Source organism: Planococcus sp. TJ-307 (genome assembly GCF_058268435.1).
Window position 1 is genome coordinate 1,238,260 of record NZ_JBZDOJ010000001.1, and the last position, 24,127, is coordinate 1,262,386.

At 46.5% G+C, this 24,127-nt stretch carries 24 protein-coding genes; 22 read left to right on the forward strand and 2 right to left on the reverse strand.

The window, feature by feature from the left end; all coding sequences use genetic code 11:
- Positions 1-51: 51 nt before the first annotated feature.
- Complete coding sequence (locus AC4EHK_RS05995) at positions 52-1,716, reverse strand: Rqc2 family fibronectin-binding protein (protein ID WP_490977866.1); 1,665 nt, start codon at positions 1,714-1,716, stop codon at positions 52-54.
- Positions 1,717-1,878: 162 nt separating this feature from the next.
- On the opposite strand from AC4EHK_RS05995, the gene AC4EHK_RS06000 reads away from it, so the two are divergent.
- The 13 genes from AC4EHK_RS06000 to AC4EHK_RS06060 all read left to right on the forward strand — a co-directional run bounded on the left by AC4EHK_RS06000 (position 1,879) and on the right by AC4EHK_RS06060 (position 14,385).
- Entirely contained in the window at positions 1,879-2,091 is a 213-nt protein-coding gene (locus AC4EHK_RS06000; protein ID WP_490977867.1) for a hypothetical protein, read from the forward strand.
- 1 nt (position 2,092) lies between these two features.
- Positions 2,093-2,713, forward strand: a complete 621-nt coding sequence (gene gmk, locus AC4EHK_RS06005) for a guanylate kinase (protein ID WP_490977868.1) — start codon at positions 2,093-2,095, stop codon at positions 2,711-2,713.
- A complete protein-coding gene (gene rpoZ / locus AC4EHK_RS06010) occupies positions 2,713-2,937 on the forward strand; it encodes a DNA-directed RNA polymerase subunit omega (RefSeq protein ID WP_142826599.1) in 225 nt (74 codons plus the stop codon). The genes gmk and rpoZ overlap by 1 nt, the downstream gene beginning before the upstream one ends.
- Before the next feature lie 74 nt (positions 2,938-3,011).
- Positions 3,012-4,217: a bifunctional phosphopantothenoylcysteine decarboxylase/phosphopantothenate--cysteine ligase CoaBC gene (gene coaBC, locus AC4EHK_RS06015; RefSeq protein ID WP_490977869.1), complete on the forward strand. Its 1,206-nt coding sequence runs from the start codon at positions 3,012-3,014 to the stop codon at positions 4,215-4,217.
- Positions 4,207-6,603, forward strand: a complete 2,397-nt coding sequence (priA, locus tag AC4EHK_RS06020) for a primosomal protein N' (protein ID WP_490977870.1) — start codon at positions 4,207-4,209, stop codon at positions 6,601-6,603. The genes coaBC and priA overlap by 11 nt, the downstream gene beginning before the upstream one ends.
- Positions 6,604-6,622: 19 nt before the next feature.
- Positions 6,623-7,132: a peptide deformylase gene (gene def / locus AC4EHK_RS06025; RefSeq protein WP_490977871.1), complete on the forward strand. Its 510-nt coding sequence runs from the start codon at positions 6,623-6,625 to the stop codon at positions 7,130-7,132.
- The gene (fmt, locus tag AC4EHK_RS06030) at positions 7,129-8,061 is read left to right on the forward strand and encodes a methionyl-tRNA formyltransferase (RefSeq protein WP_490977872.1); all 933 of its coding nucleotides are present in this window, start codon (positions 7,129-7,131) and stop codon (positions 8,059-8,061) included. The genes def and fmt overlap by 4 nt, the downstream gene beginning before the upstream one ends.
- Positions 8,058-9,410 (forward strand): 16S rRNA (cytosine(967)-C(5))-methyltransferase RsmB, encoded by a 1,353-nt coding sequence (rsmB, locus tag AC4EHK_RS06035; protein ID WP_490977873.1) that lies wholly within the window; start codon positions 8,058-8,060, stop codon positions 9,408-9,410. The genes fmt and rsmB overlap by 4 nt, the downstream gene beginning before the upstream one ends.
- A 33-nt stretch (positions 9,411-9,443) precedes the next feature.
- Entirely contained in the window at positions 9,444-10,193 is a 750-nt protein-coding gene (locus AC4EHK_RS06040; protein WP_490977874.1) for a Stp1/IreP family PP2C-type Ser/Thr phosphatase, read from the forward strand.
- A gap of 2 nt (positions 10,194-10,195) precedes the next feature.
- The gene (pknB, locus tag AC4EHK_RS06045; RefSeq protein WP_490977875.1) at positions 10,196-12,169 is read left to right on the forward strand and encodes a Stk1 family PASTA domain-containing Ser/Thr kinase; all 1,974 of its coding nucleotides are present in this window, start codon (positions 10,196-10,198) and stop codon (positions 12,167-12,169) included.
- A gap of 23 nt (positions 12,170-12,192) precedes the next feature.
- On the forward strand, positions 12,193-13,089 hold the full coding sequence (gene rsgA, locus AC4EHK_RS06050; protein ID WP_490977876.1) for a ribosome small subunit-dependent GTPase A: 897 nt from the start codon (positions 12,193-12,195) through the stop codon (positions 13,087-13,089).
- Positions 13,082-13,747: a ribulose-phosphate 3-epimerase gene (gene rpe / locus AC4EHK_RS06055; RefSeq protein WP_490977877.1), complete on the forward strand. Its 666-nt coding sequence runs from the start codon at positions 13,082-13,084 to the stop codon at positions 13,745-13,747. Before rsgA ends, rpe begins: the two co-directional genes overlap by 8 nt.
- The gene (locus AC4EHK_RS06060; RefSeq protein WP_490977878.1) at positions 13,744-14,385 is read left to right on the forward strand and encodes a thiamine diphosphokinase; all 642 of its coding nucleotides are present in this window, start codon (positions 13,744-13,746) and stop codon (positions 14,383-14,385) included. Before rpe ends, AC4EHK_RS06060 begins: the two co-directional genes overlap by 4 nt.
- A gap of 181 nt (positions 14,386-14,566) precedes the next feature.
- Here AC4EHK_RS06060 and rpmB read toward each other — a convergent pair whose 3' ends face one another.
- The gene (gene rpmB, locus AC4EHK_RS06065; protein WP_490977879.1) at positions 14,567-14,755 is read right to left on the reverse strand and encodes a 50S ribosomal protein L28; all 189 of its coding nucleotides are present in this window, start codon (positions 14,753-14,755) and stop codon (positions 14,567-14,569) included.
- Between the two features lie 220 nt (positions 14,756-14,975).
- Between rpmB and AC4EHK_RS06070 the strand changes: the two genes are divergently transcribed.
- The 9 genes from AC4EHK_RS06070 to fabG all read left to right on the forward strand — a co-directional run bounded on the left by AC4EHK_RS06070 (position 14,976) and on the right by fabG (position 24,094).
- On the forward strand, positions 14,976-15,338 hold the full coding sequence (locus AC4EHK_RS06070; protein ID WP_142826588.1) for an Asp23/Gls24 family envelope stress response protein: 363 nt from the start codon (positions 14,976-14,978) through the stop codon (positions 15,336-15,338).
- Positions 15,339-15,356: 18 nt separating this feature from the next.
- Complete coding sequence (locus AC4EHK_RS06075; protein WP_490977880.1) at positions 15,357-17,009, forward strand: DAK2 domain-containing protein; 1,653 nt, start codon at positions 15,357-15,359, stop codon at positions 17,007-17,009.
- 134 nt (positions 17,010-17,143) lie between these two features.
- The gene (sdaAB, locus tag AC4EHK_RS06080; RefSeq protein WP_490977881.1) at positions 17,144-17,806 is read left to right on the forward strand and encodes an L-serine ammonia-lyase, iron-sulfur-dependent subunit beta; all 663 of its coding nucleotides are present in this window, start codon (positions 17,144-17,146) and stop codon (positions 17,804-17,806) included.
- Positions 17,807-17,822: 16 nt separating this feature from the next.
- Positions 17,823-18,722 (forward strand): L-serine ammonia-lyase, iron-sulfur-dependent, subunit alpha, encoded by a 900-nt coding sequence (gene sdaAA / locus AC4EHK_RS06085; RefSeq protein WP_490977882.1) that lies wholly within the window; start codon positions 17,823-17,825, stop codon positions 18,720-18,722.
- Positions 18,712-20,754 carry an ATP-dependent DNA helicase RecG gene (recG, locus tag AC4EHK_RS06090; protein WP_490977934.1) on the forward strand — a complete coding sequence of 681 codons (2,043 nt, stop codon included), beginning with the start codon at positions 18,712-18,714 and terminating at the stop codon, positions 20,752-20,754. Before sdaAA ends, recG begins: the two co-directional genes overlap by 11 nt.
- 89 nt (positions 20,755-20,843) lie before the next feature.
- Positions 20,844-21,428, forward strand: coding sequence for a transcription factor FapR (gene fapR / locus AC4EHK_RS06095; RefSeq protein WP_490977883.1), 585 nt, complete (start codon positions 20,844-20,846; stop codon positions 21,426-21,428).
- Positions 21,425-22,423 carry a phosphate acyltransferase PlsX gene (gene plsX / locus AC4EHK_RS06100; RefSeq protein ID WP_490977884.1) on the forward strand — a complete coding sequence of 333 codons (999 nt, stop codon included), beginning with the start codon at positions 21,425-21,427 and terminating at the stop codon, positions 22,421-22,423. Before fapR ends, plsX begins: the two co-directional genes overlap by 4 nt.
- Positions 22,413-23,351 carry an ACP S-malonyltransferase gene (gene fabD, locus AC4EHK_RS06105; RefSeq protein WP_490977885.1) on the forward strand — a complete coding sequence of 313 codons (939 nt, stop codon included), beginning with the start codon at positions 22,413-22,415 and terminating at the stop codon, positions 23,349-23,351. The genes plsX and fabD overlap by 11 nt, the downstream gene beginning before the upstream one ends.
- Complete coding sequence (fabG, locus tag AC4EHK_RS06110) at positions 23,348-24,094, forward strand: 3-oxoacyl-[acyl-carrier-protein] reductase (protein ID WP_490977886.1); 747 nt, start codon at positions 23,348-23,350, stop codon at positions 24,092-24,094. Before fabD ends, fabG begins: the two co-directional genes overlap by 4 nt.
- Positions 24,095-24,127 lie beyond the last annotated feature (33 nt).

Below are 24,127 nucleotides of genomic sequence, written 5' to 3' on the forward strand. Positions count from 1 at the left end.
CTGCTTTATCAACAAAAAACCGGAAAGCTCTTTGCTTTCCGGTTTCTAAAATTATTTCTTCAATTTAATGACAAGTTCTTCATCGGGCGTCACAAATACCGTTTTCTGTTCGAAATAAATAACAAATCCTGGCTTTGAACCATTTGGTTTTTTTACTTGCCGAACTTCGGTGTAGTCAACGGGAACAGAAGACGACTCGCGAGCCTTGCTAAAGTAAGCCGCAATCGTAGCTGCCTCAAGTATGGTCGTTTCGTCGGGATCATTGTCATGAATGATGACGTGGGAGCCTGGAATGTCTTTCGTATGCAGCCACGTATCAGATTTTGCGGCCACTTTAAAGGTCACATAATCGTTCTGTTTGTTGTTTTTGCCGACAGAAATGGGCGTGCCGGTAGAGGAAATATAAGGTTCCACAGAAGGCTTGGTCGGTTTTTTCTTTTTCTTCGACTTCTGTGCTTTCATAAATCCTTGCTCAGCCAGTTCTTCACGGATTTCCTCGATATCGGAAATGCCCGCCTGTTGAACCTGTGACATCAAAGTCTCGAAATACTCGATATCTTCCTCGGTTTTGTCGATTTGTTCTTGGGTTTTTACAACAGCGGTCTTCGCTTTCTGGTAGCGCGAGTAATAGCGCTGCGAGTTGTCAATCGGCGTTTTGCGAGGATCTAATGTGATCGTCACTTTTTCATCGTTGTAATAATTGTCAACTTCAATTTCCTTCATGCCTTTGGTAATGCGGTGAAGGTTGGCCATGATCAATTCGCCATTTAATTGAAGGAGATCGCGTTTTTCTGCCTGATCCTGTTCTTTTTTTAGTTTTTTCAGCTTCAGCTTCAGTTTGGAAATTTCATTTTGCAGCCATCTTTCCAAATCGCCAGCCTGCTGTTTTACACGGTCGCGTTCGGCTTTGGCGTAATACATCCGGTCGAGCAATTCGCCAAGGGTCGAAAACTCCAGTCCTTCTTCTGCAATGTGTGTCAAAGGAGTCGCCGAGAAGAAACTTTTTCCTTCGTGTTCAACATAATAGCCAGTCGGCTGCGCCCTTTGGAAATCTTCTAAAAATGACTGAGCAATTTCAGTTTTTTTATCAGCTGACTCCAGACGGAATGCAAGTTCACGAGCGTTCAATGGAGAAAATCCGGAGAATTCGCCAACGATTTCCTTAGCGTCTGTTTGAGCCAATTCATTGATTGCCTCGAACGGATCCTTTTTCTCCTGGGAAGGCGGGAAGATATAAGGCTGTCCAGGAAGAATTGTTCGGAATGAGTTGACGCTCGGCGGCAAATGCTTGAGGCTGTCGAGAATCATCGTCCGTTCGGCATCAACCAGGATGACATTTGAATGCCGTCCCATCATTTCAACGTGCAGTTCGCGTTCGATGTCATCGCCGATTTCATTTTTTGCTTTGATTTTCAGCATGATGAGGCGGTCCATTCCGTATTGCGAAATCTCGGTGATGACGCCGCCCTCAATATGCTTGCGCAGCAGCATGCAAAACATCGGCGGTTCTGAAGGGTTGACGTTTGCTGCTGCCGTCAAATGAATCCGTGAATACGACGGGTGAATTGAGATTAATAACTTATGGTTTTTTCCTTGAGCACGTATATGGAGAAGCAGTTCAAGCTGGTTGGGCTGATGAACTTTTGAAATCCTGCCGGTGACCAACTGTTGAAGTTCGCCAGTCATCGATTTTGTAAATAATCCATCAAATGCCATTAAATATCCCTCTTTCAAATCGTTTTGTTCCATCTTATCATTTTCTCGGTGTATTATGATATAATAAGACAGTTAGTTAGAAAACGAAGAATACGAATCAGTAGTAAATGACTGGTAAGAGTTTGGTGGAAACAGTTCGATTTACGTTTAGGGCTAGCAAATGTGATTTTGTTCAGCCGGATAACGGCAGCCGCTATACCGAATTCTGCACCAGCAGAGCAGCTGATTGGGAAATGTTCAGCCAGGGGTGCCGGCCGATGCATCGGAAGAAACGTTCAGCCAAATCGAGTTAAAGTCCGGTTTGTTCTGCGTTCTTATGCAAAAGCGCAGCTCTTTGAGTTGGAAGAAAATGATGACGAGGCAAATGAGGGATAAAATGAGAAACCAACGTGGACTGCTGATAGTCCTATCAGGGCCTTCGGGTGTTGGAAAAGGCACGGTACGAAAAGAGCTGTTCTCACAGCCGGATACAAATTACGAATACTCCATCTCGATGACGACCCGGTCGCCGCGGGAAGGGGAAGTTGATGAAGTGGATTATTTCTTCAAAACCCGGAACGAATTTGAGGAGCTGATCGAACAGGATCAGCTGCTTGAATACGCGGAATTTGTCGGGAATTACTACGGCACGCCGCTTGCGTATGTCAACAAAATGCGCGATGCAGGACGCGATGTGTTCCTGGAAATTGAGGTGCAGGGCGCTGCACAGGTCCGTTCGAAAGTTCCGGATGGCCTGTTCATTTTCTTGGCACCACCAAGTTTATCGGAGTTGGAAGAGCGGCTGGTCGGCCGTGGGACTGAGTCGGACGAAGTAATTGCTTCCCGTCTGCAAGCCGCACGCCAAGAGCTGGAAATGATGAACTTGTACGATTATGTAGTTGAAAACGATGAAGTTGAAAATGCCTGTGACCGAATCAATGCCATTATCATTGCAGAACATTGCAAGCGTGAACGTGTTGAAAAACGATATTTTGATATGCTAAAGGAGAATGTCTGATGTTATACCCATCCGTTGATAAACTAAAAAGCCGAATTGATTCAAAATACTCGCTGGTGGCACTTGCTTCTAAACGTGCCCGCCAACTGCACGAACATGGTGATGAAAAATTGGATTCATACGTTTCCACTAAATCAGTCGGAAAAGCGCTTGAAGAAGTAGCAGCCGGCGCATTGACTCAGGAAAAACAAGATGAATTTGCCGTATACGAAGACGAAATTTAACCATTAATCGCAACAGACGACTCCCAGAGCAAATTTGTTCTTTGGGAGTTTGTTGTTTAGAAAGGGTGTTTGAGTTGTTGGAGAATCGTAAAATTCTACTATGTGTCAGCGGAGGAATCGCCGTCTATAAAGCGGTTGCACTTGTCAGCAAGCTATCTCAGGCTGGCGCCACTGTAAAAGTGATCATGACGCAATCGGCGCAGCAATTTGTGCAGCCCTTGACGTTTCAAGTCATGTCCAGAAACGATGTTTACACAGATACTTTTGATGAAAAGGATTCTTCTGTCATCGCCCATATCGACCTTGCAGATTGGGCAGACCTGATTATTGTTGCGCCGGGAACTGCCAATGTCATCGGCAAACTGGCAGGTGGCATCGGCGATGATATGGTGACCACAACTTTGCTTGCAGCGACTGCCCCTATTTGGATTGCGCCGGCAATGAATGTCCATATGTATGACCATCCAGCAGTGAAACGCAATATTCAACAGCTCCATGAAGATGGCATTCGCTTTATTGAACCGTCTGAGGGCTTCCTGGCTTGCGGCTATGTTGGCAAAGGCCGATTGGAAGAACCGGAGAAGATCACGGAGCTGGTTAAAGATTATTTTTCTCGTGAGCACAAACTGGCAGGGAAAAAAGTTGTGGTCACAGCTGGCCCCACACGCGAACGAATTGACCCGGTCCGTTTCTTGACTAATTTCTCAAGCGGCAAAATGGGCTACGCGATGGCGGGTGCAGCAGCCGAGATGGGCGCTGAAACAATTTTGATTAGCGGTCCCGTGTCGCTGCCGGTTCCAAGCGGTGTTACCCGAATTGTTGTGGAAAGCGCAGAAGACATGCTGCGAGCGGTCGAAGCACATTATGATACAGCAAATTATGTCATCAAAACGGCAGCCGTTGCCGACTATAGACCCAAAACGGTAGCTGACAAGAAAATGAAAAAACAAGAAGGTGGATCGACCATTGTTCTCGAACGGACAGTCGATATCTTACAGCATTTAGGCGAACAGAAAAAAGGCCAAGTATTGATCGGTTTTGCGGCTGAAACCAATGATGTCGGACAATACGCCAAAGAAAAGCTGGAACGCAAAAACGCGGATTACATTATCGCCAATGATGTAACTGAAGCACAAGCAGGCTTTGAATCGGATACCAACCGGGTGACTGTTTTCGGGAAAAACGGCTTTGAGCAGGCTTTTGAGATGATGCCCAAACAGCAACTCGCCCGCCAATTGCTCGAATTGATTACGGATAAGGAAGAGCCGCATGATAGCTGAAGTAATTGTGGACGTTGCAGCACACCCGATTGACCGCCCTTTTGATTACGCCATTCCAAAAAATGTGGAAGTACTGGCTGGACCAGGGATGCGTGTAAAAGTACCGTTTGGAAACCGTAAAGTGCTTGGTTTTATTACCAAAATCAAAGAAACTTCAGAGTTTGACCCAAAACGCCTGAAGCCGATTCACGAATTGATGGATGTTGTTCCGGTATTAAATGAAGAATTGTTGAAAATGGCCCAATGGATGAAACAGCAAACCGTTTGCTTTGAAATTGATGCACTGCAGGTTATGGTCCCGGCCGCATTGCGTGCAAAATATGAAAAACGCTTTGTGCTGAATGCAGGACTTGATGAAATTGCTGCCCCATTGCGCCCTTATTTTGAAAATCGTCCATTTATCCGCCTACAGGAAGCAGTTGATGTATACGCTCTGTTGAAGAAGGAAATGGAAAAAGGCACAATCTTGGCTGATACTGATATTCAGCAGCAGACATCTGTAAAAAAAGTGCGGATGATTCATATTGCTGACAGCACGGAGCAGTTGGAATCCTTAGATATCCGTGCTAATGCCAAACAACAGCTAAAATTGATGGAGTATTTCCTGAAACATGCAGGACGTTCAATTGAGTCTTCCCAACTTCAAAAAGAAGCAAATGTGTCACTGCCCACCATCTACAGTTTGGTGGAAAAAGGAGCAGCTGAGATTTCCAACATGGAATCTTACCGGGATCCGAAGCTATTGACAGCAATTGAACAAAAATCTTCCCTGCAACTGACAGGTGCGCAGCAACTTGCTTTTGATTCGATTGAAAATGCGTTAAATACACCGAAAACTTTCTTGCTGCACGGCATAACAGGGAGCGGAAAAACGGAAATTTACTTGCAGACAATCGATCGAGTTCTGAAACAAGGCAAAGAAGCAATCATGCTGGTGCCGGAAATTTCACTGACACCGCAAATGACCATTCGTTTTAAAGAACGTTTTGGCGATCAGGTTGCCGTTTTGCATAGCGGATTGTCGGCTGGCGAGAAATACGACGAATGGCGAAAAATCCAACGGGCAGAAGTAAAAGTTGTCGTTGGTGCGCGTTCAGCCATCTTTGCCCCATTTCAGAATTTGGGCTTAATCATCCTAGATGAGGAGCATGAATCGAGCTATAAGCAAGACGATTCGCCGCGCTATCACGCCCGCGATATGGCGATATGGCGCAGCGAATACCACAATTGCCCAGTGATTTTGGGCAGCGCGACGCCATCACTCGAATCCTATGCACGAGCTCAAAAAGGCGTCTACGAATTGCTGGTGCTGGAAAAACGCGCGAAAAATCAGCCCTTACCGGATGTTCAGATTGTTGACATGCGGGAAGAGTTGCGGAATGGCAATCGGTCCATGTTCTCGGTGCAATTGGCGGATGCCATCCGCGACCGCTTGGAGAAAAAACAGCAAACCGTGCTGTTTCTCAACAAGCGGGGCTATTCATCGTTTGTTTTGTGCCGTGATTGTGGAACGGTCATGCAATGTCCAAACTGTGATATTTCACTGACCTACCACCGCTCCAGCGAAACAATGAAATGCCATTATTGCGGCTATGACGAACGTGTCCCGACTACTTGTCCGGAATGTGAAAGTGAGCATATCCGCTTTTTCGGAACCGGTACACAAAAAGTCGAAGAAGAATTAGCGAAAGTGGTGCCGGAAGCTCGCGTGTTGCGAATGGACGTCGACACGACACGCAACAAAGGCGCACATGAAAAAATCCTTTCCGCTTTTGGTGAAGGCAAGGCCGATATCCTGTTGGGTACTCAAATGATCGCCAAAGGCCTGGATTTCCCGAACATCACCTTGGTGGGCGTCTTGTCAGCAGATACGACGCTTCATCTGCCTGATTTTCGAGCCGCAGAAAAAACCTATCAGCTCCTAACGCAAGTCAGCGGGCGTGCAGGAAGAGACGTTCTTCCAGGGATGGTATTTGTTCAGTCGTATACACCGGAACATTACGCCATTACACTAGCCAAAGACCAATTGTATGAGCCATTTTATGAACAGGAAATGGCTATGCGCAGAGCAAGCGGCTATCCGCCGTACTATTACGTTGTCAATATTCAATTTACGCATGAAGATTTGATGACAGTTGCCGAATACGCGGATCAAACAGTCCGTTATTTGAAAAGCCAATTGTCTCCAAACACCTTGATTATCGGGCCTTCAGCTTCGCTCATTGCCCGTGTCAACAATAGATATCGCTATCAATGTTTGATAAAATACAAAAAAGAACCGAAACTGACCGATACGATGCAGCAACTGATCAAAATCCATCGCACGGAGTGGCTGAAAAAAGGCGCGACGCTGTCGATTGATATGAATCCGACATCGGTCATGTAACAGAAAAGAGGAAACGAATATGTCAATTCGAACAGTAGTAAAGCACCCGAACGAAGTATTGGAGAAAAAATGTTTGCCCGTCACGACTTTTGATAAGAACTTAGCGGTTCTTTTGGACGATATGCATGACACAATGGTTGAATCAGATGGCGTCGGCATTGCCGCGCCCCAAGTGGGGGTTGCTGTCCGTGCAGCCATCGTCGATTTCCGGGAAGGCCAAGATCCGATTGAACTGATCAATCCGGAATTGGTGCTTTTTGAAGGCGCTGAAACCGATATTGAAGGCTGCTTGAGCTTCCCTGGAATTTTTGGTGAAGTGGAGCGCTGGGACCACATCAAGATCAAAGCGCAAGAACGCGACGGTTCCTGGTATGAATTGGAAGCGGAAGGCTACGAAGCCCGCGCCATTCAACATGAAATGGATCATTTGGACGGCATCTTGTTTACCAGCAAAATCACGAAATATGTGACGCAGGAAGAATTGGACGAAATGATCCGCCAGCAGGAAGAAGAGGAGGAACAGGTTTGACCAAAATTGTATTTATGGGAACACCTGCCTTTTCGGCACCAATCTTGCGCATGCTTGTCGAAGAAGGCTATAACGTCATTTCCGTTGTGACGCAGCCAGACCGCCCAGTGGGCCGCAAAAAAATACTGACGCCGACGCCGGTCAAAGAAGAGGCGATGCGCCTCGGCTTGCCAGTGTACCAGCCGGAAAAACTGAAAAACCCGGAAGAGCTTCAGCACGTCCTTGATTTGGAAGCCGATTTGATTGTCACGGCAGCTTTTGGACAAATTTTGCCAAGTGAAGTACTGGAATCACCTAAACTGGGCGCCATCAACGTCCACGCTTCGCTCTTGCCGGATTACCGTGGAGGCGCACCGATCCATCAAGCCATTATCGATGGCAAAACGGAAACGGGTGTCACCATTATGTATATGGTGGACCGGTTGGATGCAGGGGATATCATCTCGCAAGTCACGGTGCCGATCGAAGAGCAAGACCACACCGGCAGCATGTTTGAGAAATTGAGCATTGCTGGACGCGACCTTTTGAAAACAACTTTGCCTCTTATTATTGCAGGTACGAACGAACGCATGCCACAAGACGAAGAGGCTGTTACTTATGCTCGAAATATCTCGCGTGAACAAGAACGCATTGATTGGTCAAAGCCAGCCGCCGCAATTTACAATCAAGTGCGCGGGTTGCATCCGTGGCCTGTTGCGTACACGACGTTCAACGGCGCCAATATGAAAGTTTGGTGGACCGAAAAAACTTCGTCGAATGCCAAGAGCAAGTCCGGCCAAGTGGTCGGACTGACGGATGATTCGATTTTGGTGCAGACCGGCGATGGCGTTTTGGCCATCACCGAACTGCAGCCATCCGGCAAAAAGCGCATGACCGCAAAAGAGTATTTAAAAGGACCTAAAATCCAGGCAGGAGATTTATTCGAATGAAAAACAAAAAACTTCAAGGCAATGTCCGCGATGCCGCATTCTCCATTTTGTGGGCAGTGGAAAACAAACAAGCTTATAGCAACCTCTTGCTTCACCAAACGATTGAAAGCTATGGCATCGCAGCAAAAAATAGAGGCTTGTTGACAGAAATCACCTACGGCACATTGCAGCATCAAATGACGCTGGATTATTATTTAGAACCTTATTTGAAAGGCAAAATCGAGCCATGGGTTAAAACCTTGCTGAGATTGTCGCTGTATCAGATCGTCTACCTGGACCGGATTCCCGCGCATGCAGTTGTTCACGAAGCGGTAGAAATCGCTAAGCGCCGCGGCCACGGAGGAGTAGCTTCTGTCGTCAACGGCGTATTGCGTTCCGTTCAGCGAAATGGGGTACGCTCTTTTAACACAATCAGCGATCCATATGAAAAAATCTCCATTGAAACCAGCCATCCGATCTGGATGATCAAACGATGGGCAGAACAGTTCGGTTTGGAAAAAACGCGTGAAATGGCGTTGGAAAACAACAAGACGCCGTCACAGACAGTACGCGTCAACACAGCCCGGGCAACAGTTGAAGAAGTCATTGAAATGCTCGAGTCCGAAGAGCTGGAAGCTGTACCAAGTAAATTGATTCCTGAATGTTTGATTGTCACAAATGGCCAGCCTGCAAGAACAGCAACGTTTGAAAAAGGTTTTATTACCATTCAAGACGAGAGCTCGATGCTTCCTGCCTACGCACTGCAAGTCGAGCCGGAAATGACGGTACTGGACATGTGCGCAGCACCAGGTGGAAAAACCACGCACATTGCTGAAAAAATGAACAATAGCGGAACTTTGTATGCGCTTGATTTGCATCAGCATAAAGTCAAGTTGATTGATGAAACAGCGAAGCGGCTTGGTCATACAGTTATTGAAACGGTAGTTGGAGACGGCAAGCAAAGCGTCGAACGCTTTGGTGAAGAGAAATTTGACCGCATTCTAGTGGATGCGCCTTGCAGCGGACTGGGTGTTATCAAGCGAAAGCCCGACATTAAATACACCAAAAAAGAAGAGGATTTCGCCCGCTTGCAGGAAATTCAAATTGAATTGTTAGACCAAGCCGCTCGTTTACTGAAGCAAGATGGCATTTTGGTCTACAGCACCTGTACAGTGGATGCTGTCGAAAACCGCGGCACAGCAGAGCGGTTCCTCAAAGAACATCCAGAGATGGAGAAAATTCAAGCCGCATTGCCGCAAGCGATGGGCATTAAACATACAGGTTTTGTCCAAGTATTTCCGCAGGATTATGGAAGCGACGGCTTTTTCATCGCTGCTTTTAGAAAATCCGAAAAGACCGCAACAGTTTGATGCAGGCAAAGACGAGAATCGGGGTGTCATGATTTGTTCCAATACGTAGTAGAAAGTGATACAGGCAAAATCCGTGAAGTGAACGAAGATAGCGTAGCTGTTTTAAAGCGTCCAGACGGACTGATTCTGGCCCTCGTAGCAGATGGAATGGGCGGCCATAAAGCTGGGGATGTTGCCAGCAAAATGACCACCGATCAGCTGAGCCGCTATTTTTTGGAAGACGGGGAAGAGGCCTTTTCAACACTCGACAATAAGAAAAAATGGCTTTCTGATCGTGTTCAGCTGATCAACCGGTCAGTATACGACCATTCCATGGCACATTTGGAATGCAAAGGGATGGGCACTACCTTAATCGCGGCATTGCTTGAAGGCGATGAAGGCATTTTATGCCATATCGGCGATAGCCGTGCATACCTGATAAACGAGAGCATCGAACAGATTACACGCGATCATTCCTACGTCAATGTGCTGGTGGACAGCGGAGAAATCAGCCAGGAAGAAGCGGAAGAGCATCCAAAGAAAAACTGGATCGTCCGTGCGCTTGGCACTGAAGCCGATATCGAAAGAGAGTTGATCCACTTTTCAATTGCGGGTTCTTCTTATCTGCTGATTTGTTCAGATGGCTTAAGCAATAAAATTCCGAAAGAAGAACTCGCTTCCATCGTTCGCGCCACTGCCCCTTTGTCTCAAAAAGGCCAGGAGCTGGTAACCTTGGCCAACGATCGTGGAGGAGAAGACAATATTTCATTCGTTCTTCTGTCCTCTATGGATGAGGAGGTGTAACCATGCTGATTGGCAAAAGCATCAATGGCCGCTACAAGATCAAGAAGTTGATTGGCGGCGGCGGAATGTCCAATGTGTATTTGGCGCATGACATGATTTTGGATCGGGATATCGCCATCAAAATTTTGCGCTACGACTTTTCTAATGAGGAAGAGCTGCGCAGGCGCTTTCAACGAGAAGCATTGTCTACGACCAGTCTGGCGCATCCGAACATTGTCAATATCTTTGATGTGGGCGAAGACGGATCTGTACATTATTTGGTCATGGAATACGTGGCAGGAAAAACCTTAAAGGATTACATAATCGAACATTCACCGGTATCTCCTGAACGAGCGGTTGAGATTATGAAACAATTGGCATCGGCTTTGGCTCATGCCCACCACAATCAAATTGTTCACCGTGACATCAAACCGCAAAACATTTTGATGGATCCGGAAGGCAATGTGAAAATATCCGATTTTGGCATTGCGATGGCATTAAGCGCAACATCTTATACCCAAACCAACTCGGTACTTGGAACCGTCCATTACTTATCGCCTGAACAAGCACGCGGCGGGATGGCCAATAAAAAATCCGATATTTATTCCCTTGGCATTGTTATGTACGAATTGATTACAGGAAAGTTGCCGTTTTCAGGTGAATCGGCGGTATCAATTGCCTTAAAACATCTGCAGACAGAAACACCTTCTTTGCGTGAAACCGTTCCCGATTTGCCGCAAAGCCTGGAGAATGTTGTGTTAAAAGCGACGGCCAAAAACATTCAGCACCGCTACCAGTCTGCTGATGAAATGGAGGCAGACCTAGAGACGGTGTTATTGCCGGAACGGTTGAATGAACCCAAATTCGTGGTGCCAGTTGACCAGGATGAAACACGTGCTATGCCGGCTATCAAAGATGCGGCTGCATACACGAGCGCTGCAGAGACAAAAACCATGCCATTGCCCCTGAACAAGGAGAAAAAAGAAACGAAAAAAACTCCTGAAAAAAAGAAAAAGAAGTGGCCATGGATTCTGGGTATACTGGCATTTTTGCTGATTGGCGGACTGATTCTCGCAATTGCATTTCCAGGTCTGTTCGAACCGAGGCAAATTGCTGTACCGGATGTTTCGGAAATGGAGCACAACGAAGCGCTTGAAGAGCTTCAGGCAGCTGGTTTTGTGGCAGGTGAAGAAACTGAAGAATACTCGGAGCAGGTCGAGGCAGACCATATTATCCGGACCATTCCGGAAGCTGGGAAAATGAGGGACCGTGAAACGGAAATTCAACTATTTGTCAGTCTAGGCAAGGAAATGGCTGAGATGGATGATTTTGTCGGGAGCACGATTGAAGAAGCAACAGAAGCATTAGCAGAAGAGAATTTTGCTTCGGTGACGCCAACTGAAGAGTTTTCTGAAGAACCGGTTGGTACGATTCTCAGCCAGGAACCGTTAGCTGGAGAAAATGTGATTATCAGTGAAACGGATGTAGAATTTATCGTCAGTAAAGGTGAAGATCTGCGCGAAGTAGAAGATTTGGCTGGCTTTACAGAAGAAAATCTCAACGATTATGCTCGCTCTTCTGGTTTTAATATCCGCATTGTTTCAGAACAGGCGTCCGATGAAGTCGAGTCCGGCAAGGTCTTGTCTCAAACCCCTGCTGCAGGAGAACAGCTTGTAGCTGGCAGTACTATTGAAGTCACTTTGTCAGCTGGCGTTGCAGAGCAGCCGATGAAGACGTATATTCATACGGTAGAAATTCCGTATGAACCTGCAGAACCTGCTGCAGAAGGTGAAGAACCTGTTGAACAGACAGTCCAAGTCTACATTCAGGATGATTCCCGGACAATGGTCGATCCGACTGAGGAGTTTACAATTACTGAAGATCGGTCTCAGCGTATCGAACTGCAAATTGCAGAAGGTGAAAGTGCATCCTATCGCATAGTCCGTGATTCCACAATTATACTGGAAGAAACTTTTGAGTACTCAAACGTAGAATAAACAATGACAGAAGGAGTGAAAAGATGCCGAAAGGTCAAATCAGAAAAGCGTTGAGTGGATTTTATTATGTACTGGATGAAGATGGCAAGCGCTATATCCAGTGCCGCGGGCGTGGAGTTTTCCGCAATCGCCAAATAACGCCGCTGGTTGGCGATTATGTCGATTACAAAGCAGATAATGATCTGGAAGGAACAATTCTGCATGTCTACGAACGCAAAAACGAATTGGTGCGTCCACCGATTACCAATGTGGACCAGGCAATTCTTGTGTTTTCAGCCAAGCAGCCGGACTTTCACCCCTTACTACTGGATCGTTTTTTAACCGCCATCGAATCCAACTCGATTCAACCGATCATTTGCCTGACGAAAATGGATCTGTTAAAAGAATCGGAAAAAGAAAAAATTCAACACTTTATTGCGGATTATGAAAAAATCGGCTATGAAGTGATTCCAACCTACATTGACGATCCTGCTTTAAAAGATCGTTTGATGCCTGTGCTTGAAGGCAAAATCAGCGTTTTGGCAGGGCAGTCTGGTGTTGGGAAATCAACATTGCTGAATACTATCTTGCCATCACTGGAGTTAAAGACAGACGATATTTCCAAAGCGCTGAACCGAGGCAAGCATACGACGCGGCATGTTGAACTGATCGCCGTCAACAACGGACTGCTGGCGGACACGCCAGGATTTAGTTCGTTTGATTTCGAGACCATGGAACGCGAAGAGTTGTCCGCGTGTTTCCCAGAATTTGCTGCGCGTTCCAACGCCTGTAAATTCCGAGAATGCCTGCACATGAACGAACCTAAATGTGCCATTAAAGCGGCCGTTGAGGCAAAAGAAATACCAGATTATCGCTACAAAAACTATTTGAAGTTTTTGGAAGAAATCATGAGCCGAAAGCCGAGGTATTCAAATGATTAAAATTGCACCGTCTATTCTTGCAGCAGATTTTGCAAAGCTTGGAGAAGAAGTGTTAGAAGTGGAAAAAGCAGGGGCTGATTGGATTCATGTAGATATTATGGACGGCCATTTCGTTCCGAATATTTCCTTTGGACCGATTGTCTTGAATGCAATCCGGCCCTTGACCAAATTGCCAATGGATATCCATTTGATGATCGAGAATCCAGATCAGTACATTGAAGAATTTTCCAAAGCAGGCGCTGATTACATTACTGTGCATGTAGAAGCTTGTCCACACCTTCATCGTACCATTCAGTTAATCAGATCATTTGGCGTCAAGCCGGGTGTTGTCTTGAATCCACATACGCCGATCGAAACCATCCAGCACATATTGGAAGATATCGATTTGGTATTGTTCATGACGGTCAATCCTGGATTTGGCGGTCAGAAATTTATTCATTCCGTGGTGCCGAAAGTCAAACAGCTTGCTGGCATCATCAAAGAAAAAGGGCTGTCCATTGAAATTGAAATTGATGGAGGCATTAACGAAGAAACGATCGTTGCATGTGCAGAAGCAGGAGCGACAGTCTTTGTCGCCGGTTCAGCCATCTACAGCAAACAAGATCGGGCGCAAGCTCTTCAGGCAATCAGGAAAGCGGGAGAAGAGGCGATTTCGTGAACGTCATTTTAATCGCAGGAGGCCCGGCAGGCGAACTGCCGGATTTCTCTCACTTTCCGGAAGCTTTGTATATTGGCATTGATGCCGGAACGCTGGTATTGCTTGAAAAGGGCATTCAGCCTGCCGCCGCTGTGGGGGACTTTGATTCGGTGACAGAAGAGGATTATAAGAAAATTCGTGCAGCATTGCCTGGCTTGGAACGTTCGCCATCTGAAAAAGACCAGTCTGATACGGAGTTGGGGCTTGAGAGCGCAATGGCGCATCGGCCCGATCTGGTCATACTCACCGGTGTCACAGGCGGAAGACTGGACCACTACATGAGTGCTTTGCACACCATGTTCACGTATCAGCAAAACTTTCCAGCAACAGGCTTCCTGTTACTGAATAGCCAAAATCGGATCCGTTTTTTAAAGCCTGGTACGCATCAACTGGTTAAGGATGAACAGTACCGCTATGTATCGTTTTACCCGTTTGCGGAAGAAATCAGCGGCTTAACGCTGACTGGCTTTAAATACCCCGTAACAAATGAAGCTGTTCCATTCGGCACGACCCGGTTCATCAGCAACGAGCTAATGGGCCGAGGAAGTGTGACAATCCAAAGCGGCTATTGCCTGATGGTGGAAAGCTCGGATGCATAAAGTTTTAGAAAATCAAACAGGCAGCGAAAAGGAGATCCTTTTCGCTGCCTGTTTTAATTGTTGCGGAGTAAAGCTGTTTAGGCTTTAACCAGTTTTAATGAAAGAGCGAGCGTTAAAAATAGCTTACACAACGAAAAAATGCCAGGCTGATTAGATCAGCACCGGCATTATCGATGAGCGATTATACGCGCTCAACTTTTCCTGATTTCATTGCTCTTGCAGAAACCCATACACGTTTCGGTTTACCGTCTACAAGGATGCGAACTTTTTGAAGGTTTGCTCCCCATGTACGTTTTGACGAATTCATTGCGTGCGAACGGGCATTTCCGGCGCGAGCTTTACGTCCACTAACTGCACATACTTTAGGCATGTAAGTCCCTCCTCACAAGTGAAGCTGAAAATTATGATAGAATTTCAGTTCGTTTTTCGTTTCACATACTTTAATAATTTACCACAGACATATCACGTTTGCAACTAAATTTAGAGGTCTTTAAAGAAAAAAACCTTTACACCCCAAAACGGTTGCTTTTCTTCTATAAGCCTTTAAGGTAGAATGATAAGAGTGAAATAGGACTCGAGGAGGAATTTCAATGTCGATTGAATTAAAGAACGAATACGGTCAAATCGATATTTCCAATGATGTAATTGCCCAAATAGCAGGCGGTGCAGCCATTGAATGTTACGGCATTGTAGGTATGGCAACAAAACATCAAATACGTGACGGCTTAACAGATATACTTCGCAAAGAAAATTTTGCTAAAGGAGTTCTTGTGCGTCAGGAAGATGATGATTTGGTTGTGGATATGTATGTCATCATCAGCTATGGAACAAAAATTTCCGAAGTGGCTTATCAGGTCCAGTCCAAAGTAAAATACACGATTAACAAAACATTAGGCATGTCAGTAAAAGCGGTAAATATTTTTGTCCAAGGAGTTCGTGTAACGAACCCGTAGGAGGAGGAAGAGTCAGTTATGAAGTCATTAAATGGAGTAAAGTTCGCGGAAATGGTAGAGATGGGATCTCATCACCTTTTTCAAAATGCGGATTATGTTGATGCATTAAATGTTTTCCCGGTGCCGGATGGCGATACGGGAACGAATATGAATTTATCGATGACTTCTGGAGCAAAAGAAACAACAGCTCAGGCAGAAGAGCATATCGGTAAAACAGCGAGTGCTTTATCGAAAGGGCTATTGATGGGCGCGCGCGGAAATTCCGGTGTTATTCTTTCACAGCTTTTCCGGGGCTTTGGCAAATACATTGCATCAGAATCGGAATTGACAGCGCTTAAGTTTGCGGAAGCACTTCAGCACGGTGTTGAAACAGCTTACAAGGCCGTTATGAAACCAGTAGAAGGAACGATTTTGACCGTTGCAAAAGATGCGGCGGCTAAAGGCATGGAAGTTTCAAAAACTGAAAAAGATATTATTGTTTGGTTTGAAGCTGTTGTCACGGAAGCTCAAGCTTCTTTGGAACGGACACCAGACTTATTGCCTGTCTTGAAAGAAGTAGGCGTTGTCGACAGCGGTGGACAAGGTCTCGTTTACGTTTACGAGGGATTCCTGGCTTCGCTGAAAGGCGAAGAATTGCCTGCAAAACACGCACATAACACAATGACCGATCTTGTCAGCGCTGAGCACCATAAAAATATTGCCAGCTTTATGGATACGGCTGATATTGAGTTTGGCTATTGCACCGAATTCATGGTGAAGTTTGAAAAAGACAAAAAAGAGTTTAACGAGGCTTTGTTCCGTTCTGATTTGAGTGCTTACGGCGATTCGCTATTGGTCATCTCAGATGATGAAATTGCGAAAATCCATATCCATTCGGAAGATCCGGGAAAAGTACTTACATACGGTCAGGAGTACGGAAGCTTGATCAGCATGAAAATAGAAAATATGCGCCAGCAGCACATTGATATTGTAGGCGAAGATTTCCAGAAAAATGCGCCAAAACAGGAAACTGTACATCCTTATGCCGTAGTGACAGTGGCAATGGGTGAGGGAATTGCAGAGTTGCTCCGCAGCATCGGTGCTTCTTACGTCATTGAAGGCGGACAAACAATGAACCCGTCGACAGAAGACATTGTCAACGCGGTGAAATCAATTGGCGCCGAACGCGTGCTAATTTTGCCAAATAACAAAAACATCATCATGGCAGCCGAACAGGCAGCTGAACTGTTGGATATTGAAGCGGCAGTCGTTCCGACAAAAGATGTGCCTCAAGGTATGTCGGCATTGCTTGCCTTTAATCCAAGTGCTTCTTTGGAAGACAATCAGTCAGCGATGGCGAATGCATCCAAACACGTGAAATCAGGATCTGTGACATTTGCGGTTCGTGACACATCGATTGATGGCGTAACCATCAAGAAAGACGATTTCATGGGCATTTCTGAAGGGAAGATTATTGTTTCCGATAGCAGTTTAGATGCAGTTACAGAAGAGCTGGCTAAAAAACTGGTCGACAGCGAAGCTGAAATCGTTACGATCCTTTTCGGAGAAGACGTGACCGCGGCAGATGCTGAAAAACTGGGTAAGTTTATCGAATCGCTGAATAGTGAAGTTGAAGTTGAAATCCACAATGGCAAACAGCCTTTGTATCCATATATAATCGCCGTCGAATAGGAAGTTTATTTCACTCAGGAAGAGGATAGTAAACCGGAGCGCATACGGATGTATGCGCTTTTTTTATTTTTGTTTAATATGCCAAAGTCATGTAAACTAAAGCTATATACAACCGAAAGTGAGGGGTTTGAGCCATGAAGTTCAAATCTGTTTTTGATATAATTGGTCCGGTCATGATTGGGCCATCTTCTTCGCATACTGCGGGAGCAGCCCGCATCGGAAGAGTGGCGAGGGATTTGTTTGGCAGACAGCCGCAATGGGCAAAGGTCCATCTCTATGGATCGTTTGCCGAAACTTATAAAGGGCACAGTACGGATGTGGCCATTATTGGTGGGTTATTAGATTATGACACCTTTGACGAACGCATCAAAACCTCGTTTGAAGAAGCAGAAAAAGCAGGAATGTCTTATGAATTTATTCCGGAGACAGGCCATGTCGATCATCCAAATACAGCACGTATCGTCATTGGAGACCAAGAATCTGAAATGTCGATGATGGGCATCTCGATTGGCGGCGGCAAAATTGAAATTACAGAGTTGAATGGCTTTCCGCTTCGTTTATCGGGGAACCACCCAGCGATTTTAGTTGTCCATGAAGACCGTTCAGGCTGCATCGCGAATGTTGCGAACTGCTTGTACAAATACGATATTAATATTGGCCACATGGAAGTATCCCGAAAAGAACGCGGACATATGGCATTGATGGTCATCGAAGTAGATCAAAATGTGGACAAAGAAGTGATGGACGAATTGAAAAACCTTCCGAATATCACGCAGGTGACAAGAATCGCCGATTAAATTGGAGGCTATAACAATGGAACCTTTATTCCGTAACGTAAGAGAATTAGTTGAACGGGCTGAGAAAGAGCAGAAATTAGTTTCCGAAATTATGATCGAGCAGGAAATGCTTATGACGGACCGTTCACGTGAAGATATTATGATTCAGATGGACCGCAATTTGACAGTCATGGAAGAAGCCGTAGAAAAAGGGTTGAAAGGCGTTCATTCCGTATCGGGCCTAACTGGCGGTGATGCTGTGCTGTTGCAAGCTTACCGTGAAAAAGGCAATACCTTGTCAGGCGATTTATTGCTTGACGCAGTCAGCAAAGCAGTAGCGACCAACGAAGTTAACGCAGCAATGGGTACCATTTGTGCGACGCCGACCGCAGGATCTGCAGGGGTCGTACCGGGCACATTGTTCGCGGTGAAAAATAAACTGAATCCGACACGGGAGCAAATGATTCGTTATTTATTTACGGCAGGCGCTTTTGGATTTGTTGTAGCCAATAACGCCTCGATTTCAGGCGCAGCAGGCGGTTGCCAGGCCGAGGTTGGATCGGCAGCTGGAATGGCGTCAGCGGCTATTATTGAAATGGCTGGTGGAACCCCACAACAAAGTTCGGAAGCTTTCGCAATCACGATGAAAAATATGCTTGGCTTGGTCTGCGATCCAGTGGCGGGATTAGTGGAAGTGCCTTGCGTAAAGCGCAATGCGATGGGAGCGGCCAATGCCGTAGTGGCTGCAGATATGGCATTAGCTGGTGTCACGAGCCGCATTCCATGCGACGAAGTCATCGGTGCGATGTTTGAAATTGGCCAATCCATGCCGAGTGCGCTAAGAGAAACCGCAAAAGGCGGACTTGCCGCAACTCCTACCGGGAAATGGCTGGAGTCAAAAATTTTCGGTGGAGCAGTTGTTGGCAGTGGGCAGTAAAGATCTAGTCGCCACGTTAAAAGGGGTAGGCAAGCAAGCGACTGAAACCCTTCAAGAAATGAAAATTGAAACCATACAGGACCTGATCATGACATTTCCGTATCGCCATGAAGATTTTCAATTGAAGGACCTGGCGGATACGCCCCATAATGAGCGTGTTACTGTGGAGGGAAGGGTCGAAAGTGAGCCTTCCGTCCTTTTTTTAGGCAAGAAAAAATCGCGGACCCAAGTGCAGGTGCTGGTGGGCCGCCATTTAGTCAAAGCCATTTTCTTTAATCAGCCTTATGTTAAGGCGAAATTGCATTTGGGCGAAATCATTACCTTAACAGGAAAATGGGACCGCGGGCGGCAGGTCATCACGGTATCAAACCATTCGATTGGTCCACGGACAGATGGAGCCGACTTTGAGCCTATCTACAGCCTGAAAGGCAGCATCCATCAAAAAACGTTTCGCAAGCTGATGAGGCAGGCGCTTGATTTGGCAAAAGATGAGATGGAAGACTGTCTGCCAAAAAGTCTGGTTGGTGCATACCAATTGGCCCCGATTCAGGATGCCTTGGAATGGGTTCACTTCCCTCCAGACGGTGAGGCCGTCAAGCAGGCACGCCGGCGATTTGTCTACGAAGAATTATTGGTTTTTCAATTGAAGATGCAGGCGCTGCGCAAAAAGAACCGCGAAGAAGAAGGCGGCTCGTTTATTGATTATGACTTGGAGCGCTTAAAAGAATTTATTGAGAGCCTGCCTTTTGATTTGACGGCTGCGCAAAAGCGGGTGGTCAATGAAATTTGCAAGGACATGAAAGAACCGTTCCGCATGAATCGCCTGCTGCAAGGAGATGTGGGTTCCGGCAAAACGGTCGTGTCGGCAATTGCGCTTTATGCAGCCCATACGGCTGGATTGCAGGGTGCGTTAATGGCGCCGACCGAGATTTTGGCGGAGCAGCATGCCAATACACTGGAGCAGTGGTTCCGTCCGTTTTCCATGAATATCGCTCTGTTAACCGGTTCAGTTAAAGGCAAAAAACGCCAATTGATCCTGCAGCAGCTTGCTGCTGGAGAAATTGATATTTTAATTGGTACGCATGCGTTGATTCAGCCCGAAGTGAAATTCCATAAACTTGGGCTCGTTATCACAGACGAACAGCATCGCTTTGGGGTGGACCAGCGGCGTGTGTTGAAAGACAAAGGGTACAATCCGGATGTGCTGTTTATGACGGCCACGCCGATTCCAAGGACGCTTGCGATTTCGGCTTTTGGGGAAATGGACGTATCGGTCATTGACGAAATGCCTGTGGGCCGAAAAGAAATTGAAACCTATTGGATGAAAAAAGACATGTTTGGCAAAATCGTCGGCCGGATGGAAAAAGAACTGTCCGCCGGACGCCAAGCCTACGTTATTTGCCCGCTGATTGAAGAGTCGGATAAACTTGATTACCAAAACGCAGTGGACTTGTTTCAACAGCTGTCCATGTATTTCAAAGATCGCTTTACAGTCGGCTTGATGCATGGCCGTTTGCATTCAGAGGAAAAAGAGCAAACAATGCGCGAGTTTACAGAAGGTAAAGTCGACGTGTTGGTATCGACGACTGTAGTAGAGGTAGGAGTCAATGTACCGAATGCTTCGTTCATGCTTATCTATGATGCAGAGCGTTTCGGCTTGTCTCAGCTGCACCAATTGCGGGGACGCGTCGGCCGCGGCAGTGAACAATCGTATTGCGTCCTTCTGGCAGATCCGAAAACAGAGATTGGCAAAGAGCGCATGGCGACGATGACCGAAACCAACGATGGCTTTGTACTGGCAGAAAAAGATCTGCAGCTGAGAGGGCCAGGTGACTTTTTTGGACGTAAGCAAAGCGGCATCCCAGAATTTAAAATGGCTGACTTGGTCCACGATTATCGGGCGCTTGAGACGGCCAGAAAAGACGCGGAAAAGCTGATTAGCAGCGACGAGTTTTGGCATGCGGATGACATGCGTTGCCTGCGCCAGCAAATCGAAGAGTCGGGTATATTATCAGGCGGCAGACTGGATTAAGAATGCGGGGGCATGATTTTCCTTGCATTCTTTTTTTGTTATTTATATACTCATATTAGTACCAAGTGCTAATAGCGGGCGGTGACACAGTGAAAAGACCAAAAAAACAGCGGCAACAGGCATTAAAAGACTCTATAAAAGAAAATCCATTTGTGACGGATGAAGAACTGTCCGTTGAATTTGATGTCAGTGTGCAAACCATTCGTTTGGATCGGATGGAGCTTGCCATACCGGAACTGCGGGAACGCATTAAACACGTAGCCGTGAAAACGTTTGAAGATGAAGTGAAATCTTTGCCGATCGATGAAGTGATCGGTGAGATTATCGATATTGAACTCGACAACAAAGCCATTTCGATATTCGATGTAAAACCGGAACACGTATTTCAGCGAAACAAGATCGCGAGGGGTCATCATTTATTTGCACAGGCCAATTCCTTGGCAGTTGCAGTAATGAATGAAGAACTGGCATTGACAGTGAAATCGGAACTGCAATTTCTGCGGCCGGTCACAGCTGGACAGCGCGTAGTTGCAAAAGCAGAAGTGATGGAAAGCCATCCCGAAAAAAACAGGGCGTTTGTCAAAGTGGTATCATCTGTTGAACAACAAACGGTTTTTATCGGCACATTTGAAATGTATCGCATGACAGAGCAAAGTGAAGGTGAAGAAACATGAAAATTGCAGTAGATGCAATGGGTGGAGACAACGCTCCAAAAGAAATCATTGCTGGCGTTTATAAAGCACTGGATGAATTTGCAGATATTGAAATTCAGCTTTTTGGTCATCAAGACAAAATGCAGGAATTTCTGAAGGAACATGAACGCTTATCAATCGTCCATTGTGAAGAAGTCATTGAGTCGGAAGACGATCCCGTACGGTCGGTCAAACGGAAAAAGGATGCATCCATGGTCCGCATGGCGCAAGCTGTAAAAGATGGAGAAGCGGATGCTTGTGTATCGGCGGGCAATACGGGAGCGCTTATGTCTGCCGGCTTGTTCATCGTGGGCCGCATTGATGGTGTGGACCGTCCGGCACTGGCTCCAACGTTGCCGACTATTGACGGCAAAGGATTTGTGATGCTGGATATGGGAGCAAACGCGGAAGCACGTCCGGAACATCTGGTTCAATATGCCATCATGGGAAGCATTTATGCCGAAAAAGTGCGCGGCATTCAAAACCCGACAGTCGGATTGCTGAACATTGGAACCGAAGAGAAAAAAGGCAATGACTTGACGAAAGCTGCTTTTCCCTTGTTAAAAGAAGCGCCGGTCAATTTTATTGGCAATGTAGAGTCGCGTGATTTGCTGAATGGTGTGGCGGATGTAGTCGTAACCGACGGATTTACCGGAAATATGGTTCTAAAAACAATTGAAGGCACAGCGATGAATGTTTTTGCCATGATCAAAGACGTCTTTATGACTTCCGCCAAAACAAAAGTTGCGGCATTTCTGGTCAAAGATGATATCAAAGGCCTCAAAGGCATGCTCGATTACAGCGAGTATGGCGGTGCAGGACTGTTTGGATTAAAGGCCCCTGTCATAAAAGCACATGGTTCATCAAATGCTACGGCTTTGTTTAATGCCATACGCCAAACACGTACCATGGTTGAATACGACGTAACCGGAACAATTTACAGTACGCTGAAAAAGGAGACCTCACATGAAGACTAAGATTGCCTTTATTTATCCTGGCCAAGGGTCGCAGACAGTCGGCATGGGCGAAAGCTTTTTAGCGGACGACACAAGCCGCAAGTTCTTCGAAAGCGCAGACCAATCACTTGGTCTCGAATTGTCCAAGCTGATGCTCGAAGGCCCACAGGAAGACTTGACGCTGACGTATCACGCCCAACCGGCATTGTTGACAGTCAGTTCAATGATTACGGAACGCTTGACTCGTGCGGGCATCCGGCCAGACTACACAGCCGGACACAGCTTAGGCGAGTACAGCGCATTGGTTACTTCCAATGTGTTGGATTTTCCGACAGGGGTCAATATCGTACATAAACGTGGATTGTTCATGAACACGGCATTTCCCGCCGGAGAAGGCACGATGGCAGCCATTCTTGGCATGGAAAGCGAAGAATTGGAAAAAGTGACGAATGAAGTAACGGATACAACCGGCGTTGTCCAACTCGCCAATTTAAACTGTCCGGGGCAGATCGTTATCTCCGGCACAAAAGCAGGCGTGGAACAAGCATGTGCGGTTGCCAAAGAGCGCGGCGCGAAATGGGCAATTCCGCTGGATGTCAGCGGCCCTTTCCACTCTGAATTAATGCGTTCGGCGTCACAGGATTTAGCAAAAGAGTTGAGCACCTCTTTCCTTCTCGACGCTAAAGTGCCAGTGGTTTCAAATGTAACAGCCAAAGCTGAAACCAATGCCGCGCAAATTCAGGATCTTCTCGTTCGCCAACTGTATTCACCGGTTTTATGGGAGCAGTCCGTTCGCGAAATGATCAATCTTGGTGTGACAGTATTTATTGAAATCGGGCCAGGAAAAGTGTTGAGCGGTCTGGTGAAAAAAATTGACCGCTCAGTTAAAACTTTGCCGGTCTATGACTTAGAATCGTTTGAAAAAGCGGTAGAGGAGTTGGCGAAATGAGCAAACTTGCAGGGAAAACAGCTATCATTACGGGCGCATCGCGCGGAATTGGTGCAGAAATCGCCCGTAAATTTGCAGCAGACGGCGCCAAGGTAGTCGTTAATTACAGTGGCAGCCAGGAAAAAGCAGAAGCAGTTGTGGCAGACATCCAGGCAAACGGCGGAGAAGCAATTGCAGTCAAAGCCAATGTGGCGGATGCAGAATCTGTCAAAGCGATGGTCGATGAGACGATGAAAGCGTTTGGTTCAGTAGATATTTTAGTAAACAACGCAGGCATCACCCGTGACAATCTAATGATGCGCATGAAAGATGATGAGTGGGACGACGTGATCAACATCAACTTAAAAGGTGTCTTTATTTGTACGAAGGCAGTTACACGCCAAATGATGAAGCAACGCGCTGGACGCATTGTCAATATCGCGTCAATCGTCGGGGTCATGGGCAATGCCGGGCAGGCAAACTATGTGGCTTCTAAAGCGGGTGTCATTGGCTTGACCAAAACCACGGCCCGTGAACTGGCAAGCCGCGGCATTACGGCAAACGCAGTAGCGCCCGGATTTATTACAACGGACATGACAGACCAATTGACCGAGGAAGTCCAAAAAACCATGCTCGGACAAATTCCGTTGAACCGCTTTGGTGCGCCGGAAGATGTCGCAAAAGCGGCGTTGTTCCTGGCTTCTGACGATGCTTCTTATATGACAGGCCAGACGCTTCATCTTGATGGCGGCATGGTTATGTAGCAAAGATTTTTGTATACTGATTTGAGGGGAGGT

Coding starts and splice junctions, on each gene's coding strand:
- fabG (WP_490977886.1), top strand. CDS start 23,348: ATGAGCAAACTTGCAGGGAAAACAGCTATCATTACGGGCGCATCGCGC.
- def (WP_490977871.1), top strand. CDS start 6,623: ATGTCAATTCGAACAGTAGTAAAGCACCCGAACGAAGTATTGGAGAAA.
- rpoZ (WP_142826599.1), top strand. CDS start 2,713: ATGTTATACCCATCCGTTGATAAACTAAAAAGCCGAATTGATTCAAAA.
- rsmB (WP_490977873.1), top strand. CDS start 8,058: ATGAAAAACAAAAAACTTCAAGGCAATGTCCGCGATGCCGCATTCTCC.
- AC4EHK_RS05995 (WP_490977866.1), bottom strand. CDS start 1,716: ATGGCATTTGATGGATTATTTACAAAATCGATGACTGGCGAACTTCAA.
- plsX (WP_490977884.1), top strand. CDS start 21,425: ATGAAAATTGCAGTAGATGCAATGGGTGGAGACAACGCTCCAAAAGAA.
- rpe (WP_490977877.1), top strand. CDS start 13,082: ATGATTAAAATTGCACCGTCTATTCTTGCAGCAGATTTTGCAAAGCTT.
- sdaAA (WP_490977882.1), top strand. CDS start 17,823: ATGGAACCTTTATTCCGTAACGTAAGAGAATTAGTTGAACGGGCTGAG.
- fabD (WP_490977885.1), top strand. CDS start 22,413: ATGAAGACTAAGATTGCCTTTATTTATCCTGGCCAAGGGTCGCAGACA.
- pknB (WP_490977875.1), top strand. CDS start 10,196: ATGCTGATTGGCAAAAGCATCAATGGCCGCTACAAGATCAAGAAGTTG.
- priA (WP_490977870.1), top strand. CDS start 4,207: ATGATAGCTGAAGTAATTGTGGACGTTGCAGCACACCCGATTGACCGC.
- gmk (WP_490977868.1), top strand. CDS start 2,093: ATGAGAAACCAACGTGGACTGCTGATAGTCCTATCAGGGCCTTCGGGT.
- AC4EHK_RS06075 (WP_490977880.1), top strand. CDS start 15,357: ATGAAGTCATTAAATGGAGTAAAGTTCGCGGAAATGGTAGAGATGGGA.
- rpmB (WP_490977879.1), bottom strand. CDS start 14,755: ATGCCTAAAGTATGTGCAGTTAGTGGACGTAAAGCTCGCGCCGGAAAT.
- AC4EHK_RS06070 (WP_142826588.1), top strand. CDS start 14,976: ATGTCGATTGAATTAAAGAACGAATACGGTCAAATCGATATTTCCAAT.
- sdaAB (WP_490977881.1), top strand. CDS start 17,144: ATGAAGTTCAAATCTGTTTTTGATATAATTGGTCCGGTCATGATTGGG.
- rsgA (WP_490977876.1), top strand. CDS start 12,193: ATGCCGAAAGGTCAAATCAGAAAAGCGTTGAGTGGATTTTATTATGTA.